A 24186-nucleotide genomic window follows, 5' to 3' on the forward strand; every position below is an offset into this window, starting at 1 on the left:
GTACGACGACGACGGAGTCGCTCGTTGTGCGCCCGCGCAACCCGCGCGTGCAACGAACGACGGGGCCGCTGTCGTGCGACAGCGACCCCGTCGTTCGACAGCGACCCCGTGGTTCGACGGCGCGACGAGCACCGGCAGCGGACCGGGACCCAGTGCCCGCGAGCGACGAGCGCTAGAAGGTGAAGACCTGCGGGAGCAGCGGGTCGATGCCCACCGCGATGAAGAGCAGCGTCAGGTACGTGATCGAGCTGTGGAACACGCGCATCGGCTGCACCTGCTCGACGTGCTGGATCGCCCGCGAGTACAGCCGGTGCGACTCGACGACGAACCAGACGCCGCCGGCGAGGGCGACCACCGTGTAGAGCGGCCCCATGTGCGCGACCGGGATGAGCAGCAGCGAGCAGACCAGCGTCGCCCAGGCGTAGAGGACGACCTGGAGGCCGACGACCGTGCGTCCGCGGACCACCGCGAGCATCGGGACCTCGGCTGCGTCGTAGTCGTCGCGGTACTTCATCGACAGCGGCCAGTAGTGCGGCGGCGTCCAGAGGAAGATCACCATGAAGAGGATGATCGGCGTCCAGCTCAGCGAACCGGTGACGCCGGCCCAGCCGATCAGGACGGGCATGCAACCGGCCGACCCGCCCCAGACGATGTTCTGCGGGGTGCGGCGCTTGAGCCACAGCGTGTAGAGGAACACGTAGATGAGGATCGCGACGACGCTCAGCGCGGCCGCGAGCCAGTTCACGAAGACGAGCAGGACGCCGGTCGACGCGATGCCGAGCACCCACGAGAACACCAGGGCCTCACGGTCGGAGAGTTCGCCGGTCACCAGCGGCCGCGTGCTCGTGCGCTTCATCAGCCGGTCGATGTCACGGTCGATGTAGCAGTTGAACGCCGATGCGGAACCGGCGGACATCGCGCCGCCCAGCATCGTCCAGAACACGAGCCACAGGTCCGGCACGCCGCGGGCAGCGAGGAACATCGTCGGCGCCGTGGTGACGAGCAGCAGCTCCATGACCCGGGGCTTCGTCAGCGAGACGTACGCCCGGACCTTGCGCGAGAGCGTCGATCGGGGTCGATCGGTGTCCGGCCGGGTCACGGTGGCAGTGGGCAAGGGAACCTCAGTCTGTTCGCGTCAGCTCGCACACTCGGTGGACGGCTCCGTCGTCGTCCGGGCGTGCGTCGACCCGGAATGCACACGGGCCGCCACCAGTTTAGGCCATCGAGGCGCCGCGACGATGCCCCGCCCCGCCATCCGGACCGATCGACATCGGCAGACGGACGAGCCGGCAGGTCGGCAGGCGGACGGACCGAGTGACGGCCCGACCGCAGCGGACACGCCCGGGCCGTCCGGACGGTCGGCGTTGGAGCGCTGCACCCGGCGTCCGCACACGGTGAACAGAACGTGTCACCTGAACCCTCACTGAGTGCATGGTCACTATGCTGGAGACGCCCTCCCGCAGTGCGTGCCCCGAAGACGTCGGTCACGACGAGCCGGTCGGCCGCCGCCAGACGGCGACCCGAACCCCGGCCCCCGGGATGGCGATCATGTCCGTGCGATGGCACGAGCCCTCGCACATGTCGCATTCAAGAAGGGTCAACATCCAAGTGGCTGAATTCACCTGGGACGCCATCGACAGGAAGGCCGTCGACACGGCCCGCGTACTCGCCGCCGACTCGGTCGAGGCCGCCGGCAACGGTCACCCCGGCACCGCGATGAGCCTCGCGCCGGTCGCCCACCTGCTCTTCCAGAAGGTGATGCGTCGCGACCCCAGCGACTCCACCTGGATCGGCCGCGACCGCTTCATCCTCTCCGCCGGTCACGCCTCGATCCTGCAGTACGTGCAGTTCTACCTGCACGGCTACGGCCTCGAGCTCGAGGACCTCCAGCACCTCCGCAAGTGGGGCTCGAAGACCCCGGGTCACCCGGAGTACGGCCACACCGACGGCGTCGAGATCACCACCGGCCCGCTCGGCCAGGGCCTCGCGTCCGCCGTGGGCTTCGGCTACGCGCAGCGCTTCGAGCGTGGGCTGTTCGACCCGGAGACCGCCGACGGCGAGTCCCCCTTCGACCACTTCACCTACGTGATCGCCGGCGACGGCGACATGCAGGAGGGCGTCACCAACGAGGCCGCGAGCCTCGCCGGCCGCCAGCAGCTCGGTCGCCTGGTCGTCTTCTACGACTCGAACCAGATCTCGATCGAGGACGACACCGACATCGCGTTCTCCGAGGACGTCGCCGCGCGCTACGAGGCGCTCGGCTGGCACGTCCAGCACGTCGACTGGAAGAAGACCGGCGAGTACTCCGAGGACGTCGAGGAGCTCCACCGCGCCGTCGAGGCCGCGAAGGCCGAGACGACCAAGCCGTCCCTCATCGTCCTCAAGACGATCATCGGTTGGCCGTCGCCGACCAAGCAGAACTCCGGCAAGATCCACGGCTCCGCCCTCGGCGGCGAGGAGCTGAAGGGTCTCAAGGAGGTCCTCGGCTTCGACCCCGAGCAGACCTTCCACGTCGACCCCGAGGTGCTCGAGTACACCCGCGGTGCCGTCGCCAAGGGCCAGGCGGAGCACGCCGAGTGGCAGAAGACCTTCGACGCGTGGGCCTCGGCCAACCCGGAGAAGAAGGCGATGCTCGACCGCATCAACGCGGGCGAGCTCCCCGAGGGCCTCGAGGAGGCGCTGCCGGTCTTCCCGACCGAGAACGCTGTCTCGACCCGCGCCGCGTCCGGCAAGGTCATCAACGCCATCGCGCCGCTCATGCCCGAGTTCTGGGGCGGTTCGGCCGACCTCGCCGAGTCGAACCTGACCACGATCGAGGGCGCCAAGTCCTTCGGCCCGGTCGAGGCCTCGACGGGGACGTGGAGCACCGACCCGTACGGCCGTGTCCTCCACTTCGGCATCCGCGAGCACGCGATGGGTTCGATCCTGTCCGGCATCGTCCTGCACGGGAACACCCGTCCGTTCGGCGGCACGTTCCTCATCTTCAGCGACTACATGCGCCCGGCCGTCCGTCTCGCCGCGCTCATGAAGGCGCCGGCGATCTACGTCTGGACGCACGACTCCGTCGCCCTCGGCGAGGACGGCCCGACGCACCAGCCGATCGAGCAGCTCACCGCCCTCCGTGCGATCCCGGGTCTCGACGTCGTCCGTCCGGCCGACGCCAACGAGGTCGCCTACGCGTGGCTCGAGATGCTCAAGCACAAGGACCGCCCGGCCGGCATCGCGCTGAGCCGCCAGAACCTCCCCGTCTTCGAGCGTGGCGAGGGCGAGGCGTCGGGCGAGACCTTCGCGTCGGCGAAGAACGTCGGCAAGGGTGCCTACATCCTCGCCGAGGCGCCGAACGGCACCCCGGACGTGATCCTCATCGCGACCGGCTCCGAGGTCCAGATCGCCATCGAGGCGCGCGAGCAGCTCAAGGGCGAGGGCATCAACGCCCGCGTCGTGAGCGCTCCGTCCCTCGAGTGGTTCTTCGAGCAGTCGGAGAACTACCGCGAGCAGGTGCTGCCGAAGGCCGTCACCGCCCGTGTGTCGGTCGAGGCCGGGATCGCGATGAGCTGGCGCGACATCGTCGGCGACAAGGGCCGCAGCGTCTCGATCGAGCACTTCGGTGCCTCGGCCGACTACCAGACGCTCTTCAAGGAGTTCGGCTTCACGACGGAGCACGTCGTCGCCGCCGCGAAGGAATCGATCGCGGCTTCCTGACCCACCGGGGCCGGGTCCGGTCACCCGGATCCGGCCCTTCTGCCGGGAGGCGCGGCTCGGCCCCGCCACGCGCCCCCGTCCCCGAAGACCACGGCCAGACGGCCGATGAAGGAAGAAGACACACACATGGCTGAGACCACCCCCACCGCCGCCCTCTCCGAGGTCGGCGTCAGCATCTGGCTCGACGACCTCTCGCGCGAGCTCCTCGAGACCGGCAAGCTCGAGCAGCTCATCGCCGAGAAGAACGTCGTCGGCGTCACCACGAACCCGACGATCTTCGCGTCGGCCCTCGCCAAGGGCGAGCGCTACGACGCGCAGGTCAAGGAGCTCGCCGCCGCGGGCACCGACGTCACCAGCGCGATCTTCGAGATCACCACGCAGGACGTCGCGAACGCCTCCGACGTGTTCAAGCCGATCTACGACGAGACCAAGGGCTTCGACGGCCGCGTGTCGATCGAGGTCGAGCCGGGCCTCGCGCACGAGACCCAGAAGACCATCGAGCAGGCGAAGTTCCTGTTCGACAAGGTCGGTCGCGAGAACGTCCTCATCAAGATCCCCGCGACGCTCGAGGGCCTCGAGGCCATCACCGAGGTCATCGCCGCGGGCATCTCGGTCAACGTCACGCTGATCTTCTCGCTCGAGCGCTACCGTGCCGTCATCGACGCCTACCTCGGTGGGCTCGAGAAGGCCAAGGCCGCCGGCCACGACCTCTCGAAGATCCACTCAGTCGCCTCGTTCTTCGTGTCGCGCGTCGACTCCGAGATCGACAAGCGCCTCGACGCCGTCGGCACCGACGAGGCGAAGGCCCTCAAGTCGAAGGCCGGCGTCGCCAACGCGCAGCTCGCCTACCAGGTCTGGACCGAGGCGTTCGCCACCGAGCGCGCCCTCGGCCTGCTCGAGTCGGGTGCGAACACGCAGCGTCCGCTCTGGGCCTCGACCGGTGTCAAGGACCCGTCGCTGCCCGACACGCTCTACGTGACCGAGCTCGCCGCGCCGAACACCGTCAACACGATGCCCGGCAAGACGCTCGACGCGACGTTCGACCACGCCGAGATCCACGGCGACGCGATCGCCGGGTCGTACGACGCCGCGCAGGAGGTCCTCGACCAGATCGCGGCGCAGGGCATCAGCTACGACGAGGTCGTCGCACTGCTCGAGAAGGAGGGCGTGGACAAGTTCAACGTCTCCTGGGGCGAGCTCGTCGACACCGTGAAGACGGCCCTCGAGGGCGCGAAGTAGCGTGACCGTCTCCATCGCCGCCAGCGGCGCAGCTGCACGGGCCATCGACACGGTGGTCCCGCAGCTCGTCGCCGACCTGGTGGCGTCGGGCATCACGGCGCAGGACCCCGGCCTCTGGGGGCCTGCCGCCGAGCCGGAGGCGGCGAAGCGTCTCGGGTGGACGGAGGCCGTCGCGGTCTCGCGTCCGCTCGTCGCGGAGATCAGGGCGCTGCGCGAGCAGCTCGCCGCCGACGGGGTCGACCACGTCGTCCTCGCCGGCATGGGCGGCTCCTCGCTCGCGCCCGAGGTGATCACGCGGACGTACGGCGTCCCGCTGACGGTGCTCGACTCGACCGACCCGGCGCAGGTCCGGGCGGCGGTGGGACACGACCTCGAGCGCACCGTGCTCGTGGTCTCGTCGAAGTCCGGCTCCACCCTGGAGACGGACTCGCAACGTCGTGTGTACGAGCAGGCGTTCCGTGACGCGGGCATCGACCCCGCGTCACGGATCGTCGTCGTCACCGACCCGGGCTCCTCGCTCGAGCAGCTCGCACACGACGCCGGCTACCGCGTGTTCACCGCGGACCCGAACGTCGGCGGACGGTTCTCGGCCCTGACCGCGTTCGGCCTCGTGCCGTCCGGGCTCGCCGGAGCCGACATCGTGGAACTCCTCGACGAGGCGGACGCCATCTCGGTGCTCCTCGCCGTGGACACCGACGAGAACCCGGGCCTGGTCCTCGGTGCCGCGCTGGCCACCCTCGACCCGACCGTCGCGAAGATCGGCCTCGTGCCCGACGGCACGCACATCGTCGGTTTCGGCGACTGGGCCGAGCAGCTCCTCGCGGAGAGCACCGGGAAGGACGGCAAGGGGCTCCTCCCCGTCGTCCTCGCGCCCGACTCCCCCGAGCTGGCCGCAGGCCCGTCCGACCTGCAGGTCGTCCGCATCGTCGGATCCCGCGAGGACGAACGTCACGTCGCCGAGGGCGAGGTCGAGATCGACGGCACGCTCGGCGGGCAGTTCCTCGTGTGGGAGTACGCCGTCGCCGTCGCCGGGCGCCTCATCGGCATCAACCCCTTCGACCAGCCTGACGTGGAGGCCGCGAAGGCTGCCGCCCGCGCGCTGCTCGACGACCGCCCGGCACCCACCGAGCCCGTCTTCACGGAGGGCGGCACCGCCGTCCGCGAGACGGCGGGTCTGTCGGCCGGGACGACGCTCGCGGAAGCCGTGACGGGCCTCCTGGCCGAACTCGACGCGACCGGCTACCTGGCCGTGCAGGCCTACGTGGACCGCACCGCGGACCACGGCCTCGCATCGCTCCGCGATGCCCTCGCGGCGCGCAGCGGCCGACCCGTCACCCTCGGGTACGGGCCCCGCTTCCTGCACTCGACCGGGCAGTACCACAAGGGAGGACCCGCGAGCGGCGTCTTCCTGCAGATCGTGGCCGACGAGGTGGAGGACCTGGCGATCCCGGGCCGCCCCTTCACGTTCGGCCGACTCATCCGGGCACAGGCCGCCGGCGACGCGAGCGTGCTCGCAGAGCACGGTCGGCCCGTCCTGACCCTCACGACGTCGGACGTCGCCGCTGCCACCGCAGCGCTGCGCGCCGCCGTCTCCCTCTGACTCGTAAGGAGTTCACCGACTCATGTCACCGGTGGCGATCACCCCGGAGCACAACCCGCTCCGGTTGCCGACCGACCGACGTCTGAACCGGATCGCGGGCCCCAGCACCCTCATCATCTTCGGCGTGACGGGCGACCTGTCCCGCAAGAAGCTGATGCCCGCGGTCTACGACCTCGCGAACCGGGGGCTCCTGCCGCCCGGGTTCGCGCTCGTCGGGTTCGCCCGGCGCGACTGGGAGGACCAGGACTTCTCCCAGCTCGTGCACGACGCGGTCCGGGACCACTCCCGCACCCCTTTCGACGAGGCCGTCTGGAAGCAGCTCGAACAGGGCATCCGCTTCGTGCAGGGCTCGTTCGACGACCCGGAGGCGTTCACCGAGCTCAAGCGCACCGTCGACGAGCTCGACGCCCAGCGCGGCACGCTCGGGAACCACGCGTTCTACCTCTCGATCCCGCCGAAGATGTTCCCGGTCGTGACCGAGCAGCTCAAGGTCTCCGGCCTCACCGAGAAGTGCGACGGCTCGTGGAGCCGTGTCGTCGTCGAGAAGCCGTTCGGTTCGGACCTCCGCACCGCGCGCGAGCTCAACGCGATCGTCGAGAGCGTCTTCGCTCCGGACGACGTGTTCCGCATCGACCACTACCTCGGCAAGGAGACGGTCCAGAACCTCCTGACGCTCCGCTTCGCGAACCAGATGTACGAACCCATCTGGAACTCGAACTACGTCGACCACGTGCAGATCACGATGGCCGAGGACATCGGCGTCGCCGGACGTGCCGCCTACTACGACGGCATCGGCGCGGCGCGGGACGTCATCCAGAACCACCTGCTGCAGCTCCTCGCGCTGACAGCGATGGAGGAGCCGGTCTCGTTCAAGGCGGCGGACCTCCGTGCCGAGAAGGAGAAGGTGCTCTCCGCGGTGCGCCTCCCGGAGGACCTCGCCGCCGCGACGGCCCGGGGGCAGTACGCCGGCGGGTGGCAGGGCGGCGAGAAGGTCCTCGGGTTCCTCGAGGAAGCGGGGATGAACCCCGAGTCCACGACCGAGACCTACGCGGCCATCAAGCTCGACATCGCGACCCGTCGCTGGCAGGGCGTCCCGTTCTACCTGCGTGCTGGCAAGCGTCTCGGCCGCCGCGTGACCGAGATCGCGATCGTGTTCAAGCGCGTCCCGGAGGACGTCTTCGGCATCCCGCAGTCGCCCCTCGGCCAGAACGCGCTCGTCATCCGCGTGCAGCCGGACGAGGGCGTGACGCTCCGCTTCGGCTCGAAGGTCCCCGGCGTCGGCACCCAGGTGCGCGACGTGACGATGGACTTCGGCTACGGCCACGCGTTCACCGAGGCGTCGCCGGAGGCGTACGAGCGACTCATCCTCGACGTGCTCCTCGGCGACCCGCCCCTGTTCCCCCGTCACCAGGAGGTCGAACTCTCCTGGAAGATCCTCGACCCGATCGAAGAGTTCTGGCGCGGACAGGGCCAGCCCGAGCAGTACCGTCCCGGCACGTGGGGTCCGGCGTCCGCCGATGCCCTGCTCGCCCGCGACGGCCGGACCTGGAGGCGTCCATGAAGATCGACATGCCGAACACCACGGTCTCGAAGATCCAGAAGAAACTCGTCCACATCCGCGAGGAGGGCGGAGCGGTCGCACTCGGCCGCGTCCTCACGCTGATCATCTCGACGGCGCTCGGCCACGAGGAAGAGGCGATCAACGCCGCGAACGAGGCGTCCCGCGAGCACCCGATGCGCGTCATCATCGTGTCGAAGAACGAGGGCGACACGAAGTCCCCCGGTCGTCTCGACGCGCAGATCCGCGTCGGGAGCGATGCGGGCGCGAGCGAGGTCATCGTCCTCCGCGCCTACGGCGAGACCGCGACCGACGAGGAGAGCCTGGTCACCGGCCTCCTGCTGCCGGACGCCCCCGTGGTCGCGTGGTGGCCCGACGCCGCTCCGTCCCAGCCGTCCGAGTCCGCCCTGGGCCGGATCGCGCAGCGCCGGATCACGGACGCCGCGGCGCAGAAGGACCCGAACGAGGCCATCGCGGCGCTCGGCGAGTCCTACGTGCCCGGTGACACCGACTTCGCGTGGACCCGCCTCACCCTCTGGCGCAACCAGCTCGCGGCGGCGCTCGACCAGCCGCCGTACGAGCCGGTCACCGCCGTCGAGGTCTCCGGTGCGTTCGACAGCCCGTCGACGATCCTCCTCGCGGCCTGGTTGCAGCTGCAGCTCGAGGTGCCGGTGTCGGTCGTGACGTCGCCACGGGCGACCGGGTCGAGCGGCATCCACGGCGTGAAGCTCGTCCGCGAGAGCGGCGCGATCGAACTCGAGCGCTCGCTGGTCGACGTCGCGACGCTGTCCATGCCCGGACAGCCGACCCACGACCTCTCGCTGCCGCGCCGCAACCTGCGCGACTGCCTGGCCGAGGAACTCCGTAGACTCGACCCGGACGTCCTCTTCGGAGACGTCGTCAAGCACGGGGTGCCCCAGCTGCGCGAGTCCATCGCGAGCTGAGCCACCCACTCGACCGGTCCGTCCGCACCCGCGGACGGACCGGTCGGACCGAAGGCGGTCCGCACGCCGGGCCGCCGACCTCGAACACGGGAGTCACGTGACCAACGAACGACGGGTGCTCGTACACCCCGACAAGCAGGCCCTCGGCGCGTCGGTGGCCGCACGCTTCATCACCAAGATCATCGACGTGCTCGACGAGCAGGAGCGCGCGGACATCGCCATCAGCGGTGGTTCCGTGTCGACGCTCGTCCTCGCAGCGATCGGCCAGTCGCAGGCGCGCGAGAGCGTGGACTGGTCGAAGGTGCACGTGTGGTGGGTCGACGAGCGCTGGGTGCCCTCGGGTGACGCGGATCGCAACGACACCGGGACGCAGGCGGACTTCTTCGACCACGTGGACATCCCCGAGTCGAACATCCACCGGATCGCGACGTCGGACGCCGGGCTCTCGATCGAGGACGCCGCGCTGCAGTACGAGCGCGAGCTCCAGGAGGCCGCTCCCGAGGGTGCCGTCGCGCCCCGCTTCGACATCACACTGCTCGGTGTCGGCCCCGACGGCCACACCGCGTCGCTGTTCCCCGAGTTCCCGCAGCTCGCCGTCACCGACCGCGCCGTACTCCCGGTCGACGACTCCCCCAAGCCGCCGTCGCAGCGCCTCACGCTGACCTACCCCGTCATCAACGCGTCGCAGCGGGTGTGGGTCATCCTGTCCGGCGCCGAGAAGGCGTCCGTGCTCGGGCTCGCCCTGGCCGGCGCCGCCGTGGACGAGGTTCCCGTGGGTGGCGTGCAGGGCCGCAAGCGCACCGTGTTCTTCGTGGACCAGGACGCCGCGCGCGACGTCCCCGAGAACCTCATCGCGTCGACGTACTAGACGCGGCGCCTGACGGACGGGAGGCGCGGTGCCGGCTGGCACTGCGCCTCCCGTCCGTCGTGTGGGCGCGTCGACGCGGTGCGCTCCGGGGCCACCGCATCATCCCTTCGAGGTTCCAGAAGTCGCGCATCTCGGCGCTACGAGCGCCCGCGGGTGGAACCTCGACACCGAACAGGCGGCGAGTTGCGGAACCTCGACGGCTCCGGCAGGACCGCGCTCCCCACCACAACACACGAAGACCCCCGTACCGGATCGGTACGGGGGTCTTCGGACGTGCGTGTGGCCTACTTCGAGGCGGTGCCGCGCCGCTCCCGGAGCTGCTGGAGGGCGTCCTCGAGGAGCTGCGCTGCCTCTTCCTCGGTGCGGCGCTCCTTCACGTACGCGAGGTGCGTCTTGTACGGCTCGGTCTTCGCGACGACGGGCGGGTTCTCCTTGTCGCGACCAGCCGGCAGACCGGTGGACGGCGAGTCGACCGTCTCGGGGATCTCGTCCTCGGGCAGGCCCGCGGCGAAGTACCGCACGACCTCGTTGCCGAGGGCATCCCAGTACGAGATTGCGATGCGCTCGGCCTGGACCCCGCGGTCCTGCTCGCCCATCGGTCCCGCGCCCACGCGCGATCCGCGGATGGCGCTGCCTCCTGATGCCATGTGTCAGCTCCCCGTCGTGAACTTGTTGATGAGACCGAGCACGATGATCGAGATGATCCAGACCAGACCGAGGATCACCGTGATGCGGTTGAGGTTGCGCTCGGCGACGCCGGACGCCCCGAGGTTGCTCGTCACGCCGCCGCCGAACATGTCGGAGAGGCCACCACCGCGGCCCTTGTGCAGCAGGATGAGGAGCGTGAGCAGGAGGCTCGTGATCGCGAGCAGGACCTGCAGCACGACGGAGAGAATCGCCACGACGTACCTTTCGTGTCAGTCAGCCGTACGAGTATACCGAGGACGGGTCGCCCCCGGGCACGACGGGCCGGGCACGGAGCAGGCCGGCCGCCTGCGCGACCGGCCTGTCCGGATGGGTCAGAGTCCGACGTGCTGGCGGAAGCGCGCGATCGCCGCGAACTCCTGCACGTCGAGCGAGGCGCCGCCGACGAGCGCGCCGTCGACGTCGGGCTCGCGCAGGAAACCAGCGATGTTGCCGGACTTCACCGAGCCGCCGTAGAGGACGCGGGTCGCCGCAGCGGCCTCCTCACCCCAGGCTGCGGCGATGCCACGACGGATCGCCGCGCACTCCTCCTGCGCCTGGTCGGCCGTGGCGGCCTGGCCGGAGCCGATCGCCCAGACCGGCTCGTACGCGACGACGATCTCAGCCGGCTGTACCGCGTCGAGGACGACCTGCAGCTGCTCGACCGCGACGACACCGGCACCGCGCTCCTCGCGCTGCTCGCCGGTCTCACCGACGCAGACGACCGGCACGAGGCCGTGCTTGACCGCCGCGGCGGTCTTCGCCGCCACGACCTCGTCGGTCTCCCCGTGCATCGTGCGACGCTCGGAGTGGCCGACGATGACGTACTGCGCGTCCAACGCCGCGAGGAACGCTCCCGAGACGTCACCGGTGTGTGCACCAGAGTCGTACTGCGAGAGGTCCTGAGCGCCGAAGCGGATCGGCAGCTTGTCCGCCGAGATGAGCGTCTGCACGCTGCGGAGGTCGGTGAAGGGCGGGAACACCGCGACCTCGACGTCGTCGTGGTCGTGGCGGGCGTCCTTCAACGTCCACGCGAGCTTCTGCACGGTGGCGATGGCCTGGAGGTGGTCCAGGTTCATCTTCCAGTTCCCCGCGATGAGCGGTGTGCGGTTCATGCTGTACCTTCCGCCGAGTCACCGGCGATGAGCGGTGTGCGGCTCATCGCGACCACCCCAGTGCTTCCAGACCGGGCAGCGACTTGCCCTCGAGGAACTCGAGGCTCGCACCGCCGCCGGTCGAGATGTGCCCGAACTGGTCGTCAGAGAACCCGAGCGACCGGACAGCCGCAGCAGAGTCACCGCCACCGACCACGCCGAGGCCGTCGACCTCGGTGAGCGCCTGCGCGACGGTCTTCGTACCGGCTGCGAACGCGGGGAACTCGAACACGCCCATCGGGCCGTTCCAGAACACCGTCTTCGAGCCGGACACCGCCGCAGCGAAGCGAGCAGCCGTCTCCGGACCGATGTCGAGGCCGATGCCGTCCGTGCCGAACGACGACGACTCGATCGCGTCGGCCGCGACGGTCTCGTGGGAGGCGTCGGCCGCGAACCCGGAGGCCACGACGACGTCGGTCGGCAGGTCGATCGTGACGCCGAGCTCCTGTGCCCGGGAGAGGTACCCGCGCACGGTGTCGAGCTGGTCCGCCTCGAGCAGCGACTTCGCGACCCCGTGGCCCTGGGCCGCGAGGAACGTGAAGAGCATGCCGCCGCCGATGCAGAGCGTGTCGACCTGCGGCAGGAGGTGGTCGATGACCCCGAGCTTGTCGCTCACCTTCGACCCGCCGAGCACGACCGTGTACGGCCGCTCCGGGTTCGACGTGAGGCGTTCGAGGACCGTCAGCTCGGTCTCGATCAGCGAACCGGCGGCCGACGGCAGCGCCGAGGCGAGCTCGTACACCGAGGCCTGCTTGCGGTGCACGACACCGAAGCCGTCCGACACGAACGCGTCGCCCAGCGCGGCGATCCGCTCGGCGAAGGCCTTGCGCTCGTCAGCGTCCTTCGAGGTCTCCTCCGGATTGAAGCGGAGGTTCTCCAGCAGCAGGACGTCACCGTCACCGAGTTCTGCGGCGGCCGCGGTGGCCTCGTCGCCGACGGTCTCGCCGACGAACGTGACCTCCTTCCCCAGGAGCTCGGAGAGCCGCTGCGCCACCGGGGCGAGCGAGTACTCCGGCGCCGGCGACCCGTCGGGTCGGCCGAGGTGGGAGATCACGATGACGCGCGCGCCGGCGTTGACGAGCGTGTTCAGCGTGTCGAGCGAGGCGCGGACGCGGCCGTCGTCGGTGATCGTGCCGTCCTTGAGCGGGACGTTCAGGTCACACCGGACGACGACGCGCTTGCCGGCGAGGTCGCCGAGGTCGCCGAGGGTTCGGAGCGCCATGGCTTAGAGGCGCTCGCCCACGTACTCGGTGAGGTCGACGAGGCGGTTCGAGTAACCCCACTCGTTGTCGTACCACGAGGTGATCTTCACGAGGCCGCCGATGACCTTCGTCAGGCCGGAGTCGTAGATCGAGGAGTGCGGGTCGGTCGTGATGTCGGTCGACACCAGCGGGTCCTCGCTGTAGAGCAGGATGCCCTTGAGCGGGCCCTCGGCGGCCTCCTTGTAGGCGGCGTTGATCTCGTCGACGGTGACCTCGGACTTGGTCTCGAGGGTGAGGTCGGTGATCGAGCCGGTGGGGACCGGCACGCGGAGCGCGAAGCCGTCGAGCTTGCCCGCCAGCTCCGGGAGCACGAGGCCGATGGCCTTGGCTGCACCGGTGGAGGTCGGGACGATGTTCAGCGCGGCGGCGCGGGCACGACGCGGGTCCTTGTGCGGGCCGTCCTGGAGGTTCTGGTCGGCGGTGTAGGCGTGCACCGTCGTCATGAGACCACGCTCGATGCCGAACTTGTCGTGGAACACCTTGGCGAGCGGCGCGAGGCTGTTCGTGGTGCAGGAGGCGTTCGAGATGATGTGGTGGTTCGCGGCGTCGTAGGTGTCCTCGTTCACGCCGAGCACGATGGTGACGTCGTCACCCGTGGCCGGAGCGGAGATGATGACCTTCTTGGCGCCGGCGTCGATGTGCTTCTGCGCATCGGCGGCCTTGGTGAAGAAGCCGGTCGACTCGATGACGATGTCGACGCCCAGCTCGCCCCAGGGGAGGTTGGCGGGGTCGCGCTCCGCGAGGACCTTGATCGCCTTGCCGTCGACGACGATGTTGTCACCGTCGAGCTCGACCGTCGCCGGGAGCTTGCCGGTGATCGAGTCGTACTTGAGCAGGTTCGCGAGCGCCGTGTTGTCGGTGAGGTCGTTCACCGCCACGATCTCGAGGTCGGAGCCCTTGGCGAGGGCGGCCCGGAAGAAGTTACGGCCGATGCGGCCGAAGCCGTTGATGCCGATCTTGACGGTCAATGGATCTCCTGGTGGGTGTGGAGCGCCCGAGGGGCGCTGCTTATCGGAGTCGTGGGCCCCGCGGGCCCACGTGTGGTGGACGATACGCCCCGTAACGTCGCCGTAACGACCCTAGCAGTCGGACACTGCGCGCCCGTGCCGGATGACGGTCCGTCCGGACGGTCGCACAGGGCGCCCTGGACGCATCCCACGAACGGACGGGAGGCGCGGTGCCGGCTGGCACCGCGCCTCCCGTCCGGTAGATCGGAACGACCGCGATCACGCGGCCCGTGCGACCGTGGTCACGCGCCCTCGAGCTCCTCCGGGACGCTCGCCTCGGTGCCCGGGACGCCGAGGTCGGAGGCCTTCTTGTCGGCCATCGCGAGGAGTCGGCGGATGCGACCCGCGATCGCGTCCTTCGTCATCGGGGGCTCGGCGTGCTGCCCGAGCTCGTCGAGCGACGCGTCGCGGTGCTGCAGCCGCAGGGAGCCGGCGTACTGCAGGTGGTCGGGCACCTCGTCACCCAGGATCTCGAGCGCACGCTCGACCCGGGCGCAGGCGGCGACGGCGGCCTGCGCCGAGCGGCGGAGGTTGGCGTCGTCGAAGTTGACGAGACGGTTCGCGGTGGCACGGACCTCGCGGCGCTGGCGCATCTCCTCCCACTCGGCGGTGGTGCGCGCGGCGCCCATCACGGTGAGCATCTGACCGATCGCCTCGCCGTCGCGGATGACCACGCGGTGGACCCCACGGACCTCACGGCCCTTCGCGGCGATGCCGAGCCGTGACGCGGCGCCGACCAGCGCCATCGCGGCTTCGTTGCCCGGGCAGGTGACCTCGAGCGCGGCGGCGCGGCCCGGGTCGGTCAGCGTGCCGGAGGCCAGGAACGCACCGCGCCAGATGGCGGCGAGGTCCTCGCGGTTGCCGGTCGTCAGCCGGTTCGGCAGGCCACGGACGGGCCGACGGCGGGCGTCCATGAGCCCGGTCTGGCGCGCGAGGGTCTCCCCCGCCTCGAGCACCCGGACCAGGTAGCGCGTGCCGCGGCGGGACGACGCGGACGATCCGACGCTCGCCTCGGAGCGGACGCCGTAGAGCTCGGCGAGGTCCTTGCGCACCCGGTGCACGATGATGCGGGTGTCGAGTTCGACCTCGACCGCGATCCTGCCCGAGATGACGTGCAGACCACCCGCGAACCGCAGGATGGTCGCGAGTTCGGCGGCGCGGACCGTGTTGCGGTTCACGACGACCCTGGCCAGTTCGTCCTTGACCTCGGCAGTCAACGGCACAGCATCATTCCTAACGTTTTCTCGGTGGGGTCCGCGGTCCGGCGTCACACGCGTGGGGAGCAGCCGGAGGGACGGTCACTCCCGGCCGAGATCTCGGTTCTTCACACGCACGGCGACGCTGGGCATCCCGCGGAGGAGACTCGCCAGCTCGGCGACGATGGCGACCGAACGGTGCTTGCCGCCGGTACAGCCGATGGCGATCGTAGCGTGTCTTTTGTTCTCGCGCTGGTACCCCTCGAAGACCGGCTCCAGGACATCGGCGTAGCGCTCGACGAACGGCCGGGCTCCGGGCTGGGCCAGGACGTAGTCCGAGACGGGGGCATCGAGGCCGGTGTGGGCACGGAGTTCCGGCACCCAGTAGGGGTTCGGCAGGAAACGCACGTCGGCCACCATGTCGGCGTCCGCCGGCAGCCCGTACTTGAAGCCGAAGCTCATCAGGGTCACCTGGACGCCGACGAAGTGGTCGTCGGCGAACTTCTCCGTGACCGTGTTCGCGAGCTGGTGGATGTTCAGGTCCGAGGTGTCGATGATCATGTCGGACGCCTCGCGCAGCCCGGACAGCCGGGACCGCTCGCGACCGATGCCGTCGAGGAGGGTCCCGTCGCCCTGCAGCGGGTGCGGTCGGCGAACCTGCTCGAAGCGCCGCACGAGGACCGCGTCGGTCGCCTCGAGGAAGAGCACGCGGACCCGGGCGGACGTCGTCGAACGGACCTGCTCGACCGCCTGCTCCGGGTCGGTGAAGAAGCGCCCACCGCGGACGTCGACCACGGTCGCGATCTTCGGGATCTTCTCACCGGCTCGGTCGGCCAACTCGGTGAGCGGGGCCAGCATCTGCGTCGGCAGGTTGTCGACCACGTACCAGCCGAGGTCTTCGAGGGCCTTCCCGACCGTGGACCGGCCTGCGCCGGACATGCCCGTCACGATGAGGACGTCGTGCTGTTGCGGGGTCGTGGGTCCGGCGGTGTCAGTCATCTGGGAGGAGGCTCCGTCGTCGCGGTCCGGGCTCGTCGCCCGGGGTCGTCTCGGTCACAGCCGTCGGCCGCGGCTGTCGGGTGGTCGGCTCGGTCAAGGCTACCGTCCGGACCGATCTCGGCGCGCGGTCGGCTCGGCTCTCCTCGGTCGGTGGCTCCCGGACGGACGGCCTGGAGGCACGGCGCACCTCATGCGGGCAGCACCGGCCCGTCGTCGGCCACGTCCGGCACGGTGACGGACGCGGCACGGCCGCTGCCGGCGGGCGCCCGGTCGTCGGCGTCGAGGGGCGCGCTGACGTCGGCGTCGGGCGCGCTGTCGGCGTCGGGCGCGCTGTCGGCGGCGTCGGGCGCGCTGTCAGCGTCGTCGGGCGCGCTGTCGGCGTCGTCGGGCGACAGCGCACTGTCGGGCGCGCTGTCGGCGTCGTCGGGCACCGGCGCGCTGTCGGGCGCGGACGGACTCGCCGGGTGCTGCGCGAGCTTCGCGACCACCGCTGCCGCGGTCGCCGGCCCGATGCCCGGGACGACGCCGATCTCCTCCGCGGTGGCTGCGCGCAGTCGGGCGACCGAGCCGAAGTGCTTCAGCAACGAGGCCACGCGCGACGGCCCGAGCCCCGGGATCTCGGAGAGCTGTGAGCGGACGTCGCGCTTCCGACGGGTCCGCTGGTGCGTGATGGCGAACCGGTGTGCCTCGTCGCGGATGCGCTGGATGAGGAACAGCGCCTCGGAGTTGCGCGGCAGGATCACCGGGAAGTCGTCGTCGGGCAGCCAGAGCTCCTCGAGGCGCTTGGCGATCCCGACTAGGGCGATGTCGTGCACGCCGGCCTCGTCCATCGCGCGCTTCGCCGCCTGCACCTGCGGCTGCCCACCGTCGACGATGAGCAACTGCGGTCGGTACGCGAACCGCTTCGTCGGCTTCGACCCTTCGACGACTTCGTCCGTGGTCACGTCCGGGACATCCGGCACCGATGCGTCCTCGTCCAGCCGCGCCAGGCGCCGCGTGAGGACCTGGTGCATGCTGTCGGTGTCGTCGGTGGTCTCGGCGATCGTGTACCGCCGGTACTGGTCCTTGCGGGGCAGGCCGTCCTCGAACACGACCATCGACGCGACGACGTTCGTGCCCTGCAGGTGGGAGATGTCGTAGCACTCCATCCGCAGCGGTGCCTCGCTCATGCCGAGGGCGTCCTGGATGTCGGCGAGTGCGGCCGACCGCGTCGTGTAGTCCGCACTCCGCTTCGTCTTGTACAGCATGAGCGCCTGCGCCGCGTTCTGCTTCGCGGTGCGGGCCAGGCCGGCCCGGTCGCCGCGCTGCGCTGTGCTGAGCTTCGTCCCGCGGCCGCCACGACGCTGGCTGAGCCACTCCTGCAGCGCCTCGGCGTCCTCGGGCAGTTCGGGCACGACGACCTCGCGCGGGGGCTCGTCGCCCGTCGCGTAGTTGCCCTGGACGATCTGTTCGACGAGGTCGCCCGTCGCGATGTCGAGTTCCTTGTCGACGACCCAACCCCGGACACCACGGATGCGGCCGCCCCGCACCGAGAACAGCTGCACGGCAGCCGCGAGTTCGTCCTCGGCGATCCCGAACAGGTCGAGGTCGACGCTGTCGCGGAGCACGACGGCGCTCTTCTCGAGCACGGCCTCGAGCGCCTCGACCTGGTCGCGGTACTTCGCCGCCTGCTCGTACTGCATCGCGTCCGCGGAGGCGCCCATGCGCTGACGGAGCTGCGTGATAACGCGTCGGTCGTAGCTCGACATGAAGCGCACGAACTCCTCGACGAGGGCGCGGTGCTCCTCGATCGTGACCTTCTGGGAGCAGGGTCCGCCGCACTTCCCGATCTGCCCTGGGAAGCACGGTTTGCCGGTCTGCATGGCTCGCTTGTACGACGAGTCCGAACACGTGCGGATCGGGAACACCTTGATCATCAGGTCGATGGTGTCGTGCACCGCCCAGATCTTCGGGTACGGCCCGAAGTACTTCGCACCCTTGATCTTCCGGTTCCGCGTCACCATCACCCGCGGGGCCTCATCGCCGAGGGTGATGGCCATGTACGGGTACGACTTGTCGTCCCGGAACTTGACGTTGAACGGCGGATCGAACTCCTTGATCCACGTGTACTCGAGCTGCAGCGCCTCGATCTCGGACCCGACGGTCGTCCACTCGACGCTCCGGGCCGTGAGGACCATCCGTCGGGTGCGCTCGTGCAGCGTCGGCAGCGGTGCGAAGTAGTTGCTCAGCCGGGCACGGAGGTTCTTCGCCTTGCCGACGTACAGCACCCGGCCGTTCTCGTCACGCCACCGGTAGACGCCCGGGTCGGTCGGGATCTCCCCCGCCTTCGGCCGCCACGGAACGGTGTCCGCCACCTACCGCGCACCCGCCTTCTGCTTCGATCCGGCGCCGTTCTTCGTTCCGCCGTTCTTCGCTCCGCTCTTCGAGCCGGCACGAGCCGAGGCGCTCGGCTGCCGGGCTCCGACGGCCTGCTCCTTGCCGACACGGGCGTCCTGGGCGTCGAAGATCTCCCGCAGGAAGACACCGGTGTGGCTCTCCGGGACGTCGGCGACGTGCTCTGGTGTCCCGGTCGCGAGGACCGTCCCGCCGCCGGCGCCACCCTCCGGCCCCATGTCGATCAGCCAGTCGGCGGACTTGATGACGTCGAGGTTGTGCTCGATCGTGATGACCGTGTTGCCCTTCTCGACCAGGCCCTGCAGGACGAGGAGGAGCTTGCGGACGTCCTCGAAGTGCAGACCCGTCGTCGGCTCGTCGAGCACGTACACCGTGCGGCCGGTCGAGCGGCGCTGCAGCTCGGTCGCGAGCTTCACGCGCTGGGCCTCGCCACCGGACAGCGTCGTTGCGCTCTGCCCGAGACGCACGTAGCCGAGACCGACGTCGACGAGGGTCTTCATGTACCGGTGGATCGCGGAGATCGGCTCGAAGAACTCGGCGGCCTCGCTGATGGGCATGTCGAGGACCTCGGAGATGTCCTTGCCCTTGTAGTGGACCTGCAGCGTCTCGCGGTTGTAGCGCGCACCGCCGCAGACCTCACACGCGACGTAGACGTCGGGCAGGAAGTTCATCTCGATCTTGATGGTGCCGTCACCCGAGCAGTTCTCGCAGCGACCGCCCTTGACGTTGAAGCTGAAGCGGCCGGGCTGGTAGCCGCGCGCCTTCGCCTCGGGCGTCTCCGCGAAGAGCTGTCGGATCCGGTCGAACACCCCGGTGTACGTCGCCGGGTTCGAGCGCGGCGTCCGGCCGATGGGCGCCTGGTCGACGTGCACGACCTTGTCGAGCTGGTCGAGGCCCTTGACGCGCGTGTGCTTGCCGGCGATGTGCCGCGCCCCGTTGAGCTGGTTCGCGAGCACCTTGTAGAGGATGTCGTTGACGAGCGTCGACTTGCCGGATCCGCTCACCCCGGTGACCGCCGTGAACACCCCGAGCGGGAAGTCGACGTCGATCTCCTGCAGGTTGTTCGCCCGCGCACCCTGCACGCTGATGACGCGCTTCGGGTTCGCCTTCCGACGCTCCGCCGGCACCTCGATCGCACGCCGACCCGCGAGGTAGTCCCCCGTGATCGACTCGCGGTTCGCGATGATGCCCTCGTACGAGCCGGAGTGCACGACGTTGCCGCCGTTGACACCGGCGCCCGGGCCGATGTCGACCACCCAGTCGGCCGTGCGGATCGTGTCCTCGTCGTGCTCGACCACGATCAGGGTGTTGCCGAGGTTCTTGAGCTTGACGAGGGTGTCGATGAGCCGCCGGTTGTCACGCTGGTGCAGGCCGATGCTCGGCTCGTCGAGGACGTAGAGCACACCGGTCAGCCCGGAGCCGATCTGCGTCGCGAGACGGATCCGCTGCGCTTCGCCACCGGAGAGTCCACCGGCACCCCGCGCGAGCGTGAGGTAGTTCAGCCCGACCTCGAGCAGGAACTCGAGACGGGCCCGGATCTCGCGCAGGACCGCCGCGGCGATGTGGGCCTCACGCTCGGTGAGTCGGAGATCCTCCATGAAGGCGTATGCGTCGTCGAGGGACAGGTTCGTCACGTCGGCGATGCTGCGGCCGTCGACCGTGACCGCGAGCACCTCGGGCTTGAGCCGCGTGCCGTCGCACACCGGGCACGGGACCTCGCGCAGGTAGCCCTGGAAGCGCTGCCGTTGCGAGTCGGACTCTGCCTCGGCGAACTTGCGCTCGATGTAGGGCATGACGCCCTCGAACCCACTCGTGTACCGCATCTCGCGCCCGAAGCGGTTCCGCCAGGACACCGAGACCTGGAAGTCCTTGCCGGTCAGGATCGCCGCCTGGACCTTCGGGTCGAGCTGGTTCCAGGGGGTGTCGAGCGAGAACCCGAGGTCCTTCCCGAGGCCGGCGAGCAGCTTCTCGAAGTAGGAGTACAGGCCACTGGTGCCCGTCCACGGGAGCAGGACGCCGTCACGGAGCGAGGCCTCCGGGTCGCCGAGCACGAGGTCCGGGTCGACCGACATCCGCGTGCCGAGGCCCGAGCACTCCGGGCAGGCACCGAACGGGGCGTTGAACGAGAACGTCCGCGGCTCGATCTCGGTGAGCGCGAGCGGGTGGTTGTTCGGGCAGGAGAGGTTCTCGGAGTAGGTCCGGACCGCGCCGGGGCCCTCGTGGTCGACGAGGTCGATCGCCACGGTGCCGTTCGTCAGGCGCAGGGCCGTCTCGAGCGAGTCGGTGAGCCGCCCGAGGATGTCGTCGCTCGCGACCAGGCGGTCGATGATGACCGAGATGTCGTGCTTGACCTGCTTCTTGAGCTTCGGCGGGTCGCTCAGCTGGATCCGCTCCCCGTCGACGATCGCGCGGGCGTAGCCGGAGGCCGCGAGCTCCTGGAAGAGGTCGACGAACTCGCCCTTCTTCTTCGAGATCACCGGCGCGAGCACCTGGAAGCGCGTGCCGGACTCGAACTCCATGAGCTGGTCGGCGATCTGCTGCACGCTCTGCTTGCTGATCACCTCGCCGCAGACGGGGCAGTGCGGCACACCGATGCGCGCCCAGAGCAGACGCATGTAGTCGTAGACCTCGGTGATGGTGCCGACCGTCGACCGCGGGTTGCGGTTCGTCGACTTCTGGTCGATCGACACCGCGGGCGACAGCCCCTCGATGAAGTCGACGTCGGGGCGGTCGACCTGCCCGAGGAACTGACGCGCGTACGCCGACAGCGACTCGACGTACCGGCGCTGGCCCTCGGCGAAGATCGTGTCGAACGCCAGCGACGACTTCCCCGACCCGGAGAGCCCGGTGAACACGACGAGCGAGTCGCGCGGGATCTCGAGGTCGACGTCGCGGAGGTTGTGCACGCGCGCACCCCGGACGCTGAGCGTCGAGGTGCTGTGCGGTGCCGTACCGCCCGGGAGATGGAGGTCAGCGGGCTCGCCGAAGGCGTTCCGGCCCGAGGTCGCGGTACCGCGGTCAGAGGTGATGGTCATCGCCGACAAGTCTACGAACCGGGACTGACATTCGTCGGGCCGCGGGTGTCACCCGAGTGCGTCGAGAGCGAACGCCACCCCGGCAGCGCGTTCGCTGGTCGTCCAGAGCCGAGCAGCTTCAAGCCGGTCGTGCGCCTTCCGCTCCGCGGGCACCCGGGCGGCCGGTCCGCGGAGCTGCATCCGCCCCGCCGGCCCCCAGTACTCGCCGGACCGGACGTCCGAGCCGAGCGCCGCGTGCACGATCGGCTCTGCGCCGGCGTCCTTGCCCTGGGCGTACAGGCGCTGCGCGGGACGGGTCCAGGCCGGCTCCGCTCGGGTCGCCACGACGAGCGGACGGTCCGGCGCGAGGACGTCGAGCGAGAAGCCCGGGTGCGCGACGACGCTCGACACCGAGGACCCGGCGTCCGCCAGGCGTTCGGCCAGCTCGAAGCCGAAGAGCATCACCGCGAGCTTGCTCCGGCCGTACTGCCGGTAGCTCGAGTAGTGCCCGGCTCCGAGCGGATCGGCGCGGTCGAGGCGCGCCCATCGGTGTGCGATCGATCCGAGGTGCACGATCCGCCCCGAGCGACGCTCGACCAGCGGCAGCACGCGAGCCGTCAGGGCGAAGTGCCCGAGGTGGTTCGTCCCGACCTGCAGTTCGTGCCCCTGCGCGGTGGACCGTTGCTCGTGCGCGCCGACCACGCCGGCGTTGTTGACGAGGGCGTCGACACCGTCGGGCAGCCGATCTGCGAGTGCGGCGGCCGCGGCACCGACGGAGTCGAGGTCGGCCAGGTCGAGCGCGACGTGTTCGACCTCGGCGCCCGGGACCACCGAGCGGATGCTCTCGATCGCTGCAGCGGCCCGCTCCCGGCTCCGCGCCGCGAGGACGACCCGGTGCCCCGCTGCGGCCAGCTGCTCTGAGGCCCAGTAGCCGAGCCCCGCCGTCGCCCCCGTGACGACGACCGTCCGTGGAGCGCCGCCGTCAGCGGACATGCCCGGCGGACTCCATCTGCCGGAGCGCCTTCTTGAGGTCCTGGACCTCGTCTCGGAGGCGGGCGGCGAGCTCGAACTTCAGTTCGGCCGCGGCCTGCAGCATCTGCTCGTTGAGGTCGGCGATGGTGGCCTCGAGCTGCGTCGCGCCCTCGCCCGCGATGCCCTCGCGCTTGAGGTTCGGGGTCGGGGACCGCCGGCCGTCCGCCGCAGGGCGACCCTCGAGCAGCGCCTTCGTGTCGTCGTTCTCGCGCGCGAGGATCTCGGTGATGTCGGCGATCTTCTTCCGCAGCGGCTGCGGGTCGATGCCGTGCTCGAGGTTGTAAGCGACCTGCTTCTCGCGCCGCCGGTCGGTCTCCTCGATCGCGTTGCGCATCGAGTCGGTCATGGTGTCGGCGTACATGAGCACCTGGCCCGAGACGTTGCGGGCGGCACGGCCGATCGTCTGGATGAGCGAGGTCGACGAGCGGAGGAAGCCCTCCTTGTCGGCGTCGAGGATGGCGACGAGCGAGACCTCCGGCAGGTCGAGACCCTCACGCAGGAGGTTGATGCCGACGAGCACGTCGTACACGCCCTGTCGGAGCTCGGTGAGGAGCTCGACACGCTTCAGGGTGTCGACGTCGGAGTGCAGGTAGCGCACCCGCACACCGGCGTTGCCGAGGAAGTCGGTGAGCTCCTCCGCCATGCGCTTCGTGAGGGTGGTCACGAGGACGCGCTCGTCCTTCTCCACGCGCTGCTTGATCTCCTCGAGCAGGTCGTCGATCTGGCCGTCACTCGGCTTCACGACGATCTCGGGGTCGACCAGGCCGGTCGGACGGATGATCTGCTCGACCACGCTGTCCGTGACGCCGAGCTCGTACCGTCCGGGGGTCGCCGACAGGTAGACCTTCTGCCCGGCGCGCTCGAGGAACTCCTCCCACGTGAGCGGGCGGTTGTCGAGAGCGCTCGGAAGCCGGAACCCGTGCTCGACCAGGGTGCGCTTGCGGGAAGCGTCACCCTCGTACATCGCCCCGATCTGCGGCACCGTGACGTGCGACTCGTCGATCACGATGAGGAAGTCGTCCGGGAAGTAGTCGAGCAGGCAGTGCGGCGCTTCGCCCGCCTGGCGGCCGTCCATGTGCCGCGAGTAGTTCTCGATCCCGGAGCAGAACCCGATCTGCTCCATCATCTCGATGTCGAACGTCGTCCGCATCCGCAGCCGTTGCGCCTCGAGCAGCTTGCCCTGTCCCTCGAGCTCGGCGAGGCGTTCGGCGAGCTCGACCTTGATGTCGGCGATCGCGCGGTGCATCACGTCGGTGTCCGCCACGTAGTGCGAGGCGGGGAAGATCGACACGGCGGGCAGGTCCTCGATCACGGACCCCGTCAACGGGTGCAGGGAGGAGAGCGCCTCGATCTCGTCGCCGAACATCTCGATGCGGATCGCGTGCTCCTCGTACATGGGGATGATCTCGATCGTGTCCCCACGCACGCGGAAGGTCCCGCGCGCGAAGTCGACGTCGTTGCGCTGGTACTGCATCGCGACGAACCGGCGGACGAGCTGGTCGCGCGAGATCGTCTGCCCGACGTGCAGCGCGA

Annotated in this window: 18 protein-coding genes; 6 read left to right on the forward strand and 12 right to left on the reverse strand. The window is 69.9% G+C overall.

Annotated elements, in window-relative coordinates; genetic code table 11:
- Window positions 1-172: 172 nt before the first annotated feature.
- Window positions 173-1099: a heme o synthase gene (locus NS184_RS11870; RefSeq protein WP_058726324.1), complete on the reverse strand. Its 927-nt coding sequence runs from the start codon at window positions 1097-1099 to the stop codon at window positions 173-175.
- Window positions 1100-1608: 509 nt separating this feature from the next.
- On the opposite strand from NS184_RS11870, the gene tkt reads away from it, so the two are divergent.
- The 6 genes from tkt (at window position 1609) to pgl (ending at window position 9911) form a co-directional block, all read left to right on the forward strand.
- The gene (gene tkt / locus NS184_RS11875; protein WP_058726325.1) at window positions 1609-3702 is read left to right on the forward strand and encodes a transketolase; all 2094 of its coding nucleotides are present in this window, start codon (window positions 1609-1611) and stop codon (window positions 3700-3702) included.
- A 126-nt stretch (window positions 3703-3828) separates the two neighbouring features.
- Window positions 3829-4941, forward strand: a complete 1113-nt coding sequence (gene tal, locus NS184_RS11880) for a transaldolase (protein ID WP_058726326.1) — start codon at window positions 3829-3831, stop codon at window positions 4939-4941.
- A gap of 1 nt (window position 4942) precedes the next feature.
- Window positions 4943-6541: a glucose-6-phosphate isomerase gene (locus NS184_RS11885; RefSeq protein ID WP_058726327.1), complete on the forward strand. Its 1599-nt coding sequence runs from the start codon at window positions 4943-4945 to the stop codon at window positions 6539-6541.
- A gap of 22 nt (window positions 6542-6563) precedes the next feature.
- A complete protein-coding gene (gene zwf / locus NS184_RS11890; protein WP_058726328.1) occupies window positions 6564-8102 on the forward strand; it encodes a glucose-6-phosphate dehydrogenase in 1539 nt (512 codons plus the stop codon).
- On the forward strand, window positions 8099-9043 hold the full coding sequence (locus NS184_RS11895; protein ID WP_058726329.1) for a glucose-6-phosphate dehydrogenase assembly protein OpcA: 945 nt from the start codon (window positions 8099-8101) through the stop codon (window positions 9041-9043). The genes zwf and NS184_RS11895 overlap by 4 nt, the downstream gene beginning before the upstream one ends.
- 97 nt (window positions 9044-9140) lie before the next feature.
- Complete coding sequence (gene pgl, locus NS184_RS11900; RefSeq protein ID WP_058726330.1) at window positions 9141-9911, forward strand: 6-phosphogluconolactonase; 771 nt, start codon at window positions 9141-9143, stop codon at window positions 9909-9911.
- A 284-nt stretch (window positions 9912-10195) separates the two neighbouring features.
- Here pgl and NS184_RS11905 read toward each other — a convergent pair whose 3' ends face one another.
- The 11 genes from NS184_RS11905 to uvrB all read right to left on the reverse strand — a co-directional run.
- On the reverse strand, window positions 10196-10558 hold the full coding sequence (locus tag NS184_RS11905; protein WP_058726331.1) for an RNA polymerase-binding protein RbpA: 363 nt from the start codon (window positions 10556-10558) through the stop codon (window positions 10196-10198).
- 3 nt (window positions 10559-10561) lie between these two features.
- Window positions 10562-10813 (reverse strand): preprotein translocase subunit SecG, encoded by a 252-nt coding sequence (gene secG, locus NS184_RS11910; protein ID WP_022902309.1) that lies wholly within the window; start codon window positions 10811-10813, stop codon window positions 10562-10564.
- 117 nt (window positions 10814-10930) lie between these two features.
- Window positions 10931-11710: a triose-phosphate isomerase gene (gene tpiA / locus NS184_RS11915; protein WP_058726332.1), complete on the reverse strand. Its 780-nt coding sequence runs from the start codon at window positions 11708-11710 to the stop codon at window positions 10931-10933.
- A 43-nt stretch (window positions 11711-11753) separates the two neighbouring features.
- A complete protein-coding gene (locus tag NS184_RS11920) occupies window positions 11754-12971 on the reverse strand; it encodes a phosphoglycerate kinase (protein WP_058726333.1) in 1218 nt (405 codons plus the stop codon).
- Between the two features lie 3 nt (window positions 12972-12974).
- Window positions 12975-13979, reverse strand: coding sequence for a type I glyceraldehyde-3-phosphate dehydrogenase (gap, locus tag NS184_RS11925; RefSeq protein ID WP_058726334.1), 1005 nt, complete (start codon window positions 13977-13979; stop codon window positions 12975-12977).
- A gap of 281 nt (window positions 13980-14260) precedes the next feature.
- Window positions 14261-15241 (reverse strand): DNA-binding protein WhiA, encoded by a 981-nt coding sequence (gene whiA, locus NS184_RS11930; RefSeq protein ID WP_058726335.1) that lies wholly within the window; start codon window positions 15239-15241, stop codon window positions 14261-14263.
- Between the two features lie 75 nt (window positions 15242-15316).
- Window positions 15317-16213 (reverse strand): RNase adapter RapZ, encoded by an 897-nt coding sequence (gene rapZ / locus NS184_RS11935; RefSeq protein WP_058726336.1) that lies wholly within the window; start codon window positions 16211-16213, stop codon window positions 15317-15319.
- Between the two features lie 188 nt (window positions 16214-16401).
- The gene (gene uvrC / locus NS184_RS11940) at window positions 16402-18567 is read right to left on the reverse strand and encodes an excinuclease ABC subunit UvrC (RefSeq protein WP_242863039.1); all 2166 of its coding nucleotides are present in this window, start codon (window positions 18565-18567) and stop codon (window positions 16402-16404) included.
- Window positions 18568-21642, reverse strand: a complete 3075-nt coding sequence (gene uvrA, locus NS184_RS11945; RefSeq protein ID WP_058726337.1) for an excinuclease ABC subunit UvrA — start codon at window positions 21640-21642, stop codon at window positions 18568-18570. It abuts the gene before it with no gap.
- Window positions 21643-21690: 48 nt separating this feature from the next.
- Window positions 21691-22614 (reverse strand): SDR family NAD(P)-dependent oxidoreductase, encoded by a 924-nt coding sequence (locus tag NS184_RS11950; RefSeq protein WP_058726338.1) that lies wholly within the window; start codon window positions 22612-22614, stop codon window positions 21691-21693.
- The coding region (uvrB, locus tag NS184_RS11955) for an excinuclease ABC subunit UvrB (RefSeq protein WP_058726339.1) at window positions 22604-24186 on the reverse strand (1583 nt) is incomplete at its 5' end. The genes uvrB and NS184_RS11950, both read right to left, overlap by 11 nt.

Source organism: Curtobacterium luteum (assembly GCF_001475545.1).
Taxonomy (GTDB): Bacteria; Actinomycetota; Actinomycetes; order Actinomycetales; family Microbacteriaceae; genus Curtobacterium; species Curtobacterium luteum_A.

Coding starts and splice junctions, on each gene's coding strand:
- tal (WP_058726326.1), top strand. CDS start 3,829: ATGGCTGAGACCACCCCCACCGCCGCCCTCTCCGAGGTCGGCGTCAGC.
- zwf (WP_058726328.1), top strand. CDS start 6,564: ATGTCACCGGTGGCGATCACCCCGGAGCACAACCCGCTCCGGTTGCCG.
- NS184_RS11895 (WP_058726329.1), top strand. CDS start 8,099: ATGAAGATCGACATGCCGAACACCACGGTCTCGAAGATCCAGAAGAAA.
- NS184_RS11905 (WP_058726331.1), bottom strand. CDS start 10,558: ATGGCATCAGGAGGCAGCGCCATCCGCGGATCGCGCGTGGGCGCGGGA.
- tpiA (WP_058726332.1), bottom strand. CDS start 11,710: ATGAACCGCACACCGCTCATCGCGGGGAACTGGAAGATGAACCTGGAC.
- NS184_RS11920 (WP_058726333.1), bottom strand. CDS start 12,971: ATGGCGCTCCGAACCCTCGGCGACCTCGGCGACCTCGCCGGCAAGCGC.
- rapZ (WP_058726336.1), bottom strand. CDS start 16,213: ATGACTGACACCGCCGGACCCACGACCCCGCAACAGCACGACGTCCTC.
- uvrA (WP_058726337.1), bottom strand. CDS start 21,642: ATGACCATCACCTCTGACCGCGGTACCGCGACCTCGGGCCGGAACGCC.
- NS184_RS11950 (WP_058726338.1), bottom strand. CDS start 22,614: ATGTCCGCTGACGGCGGCGCTCCACGGACGGTCGTCGTCACGGGGGCG.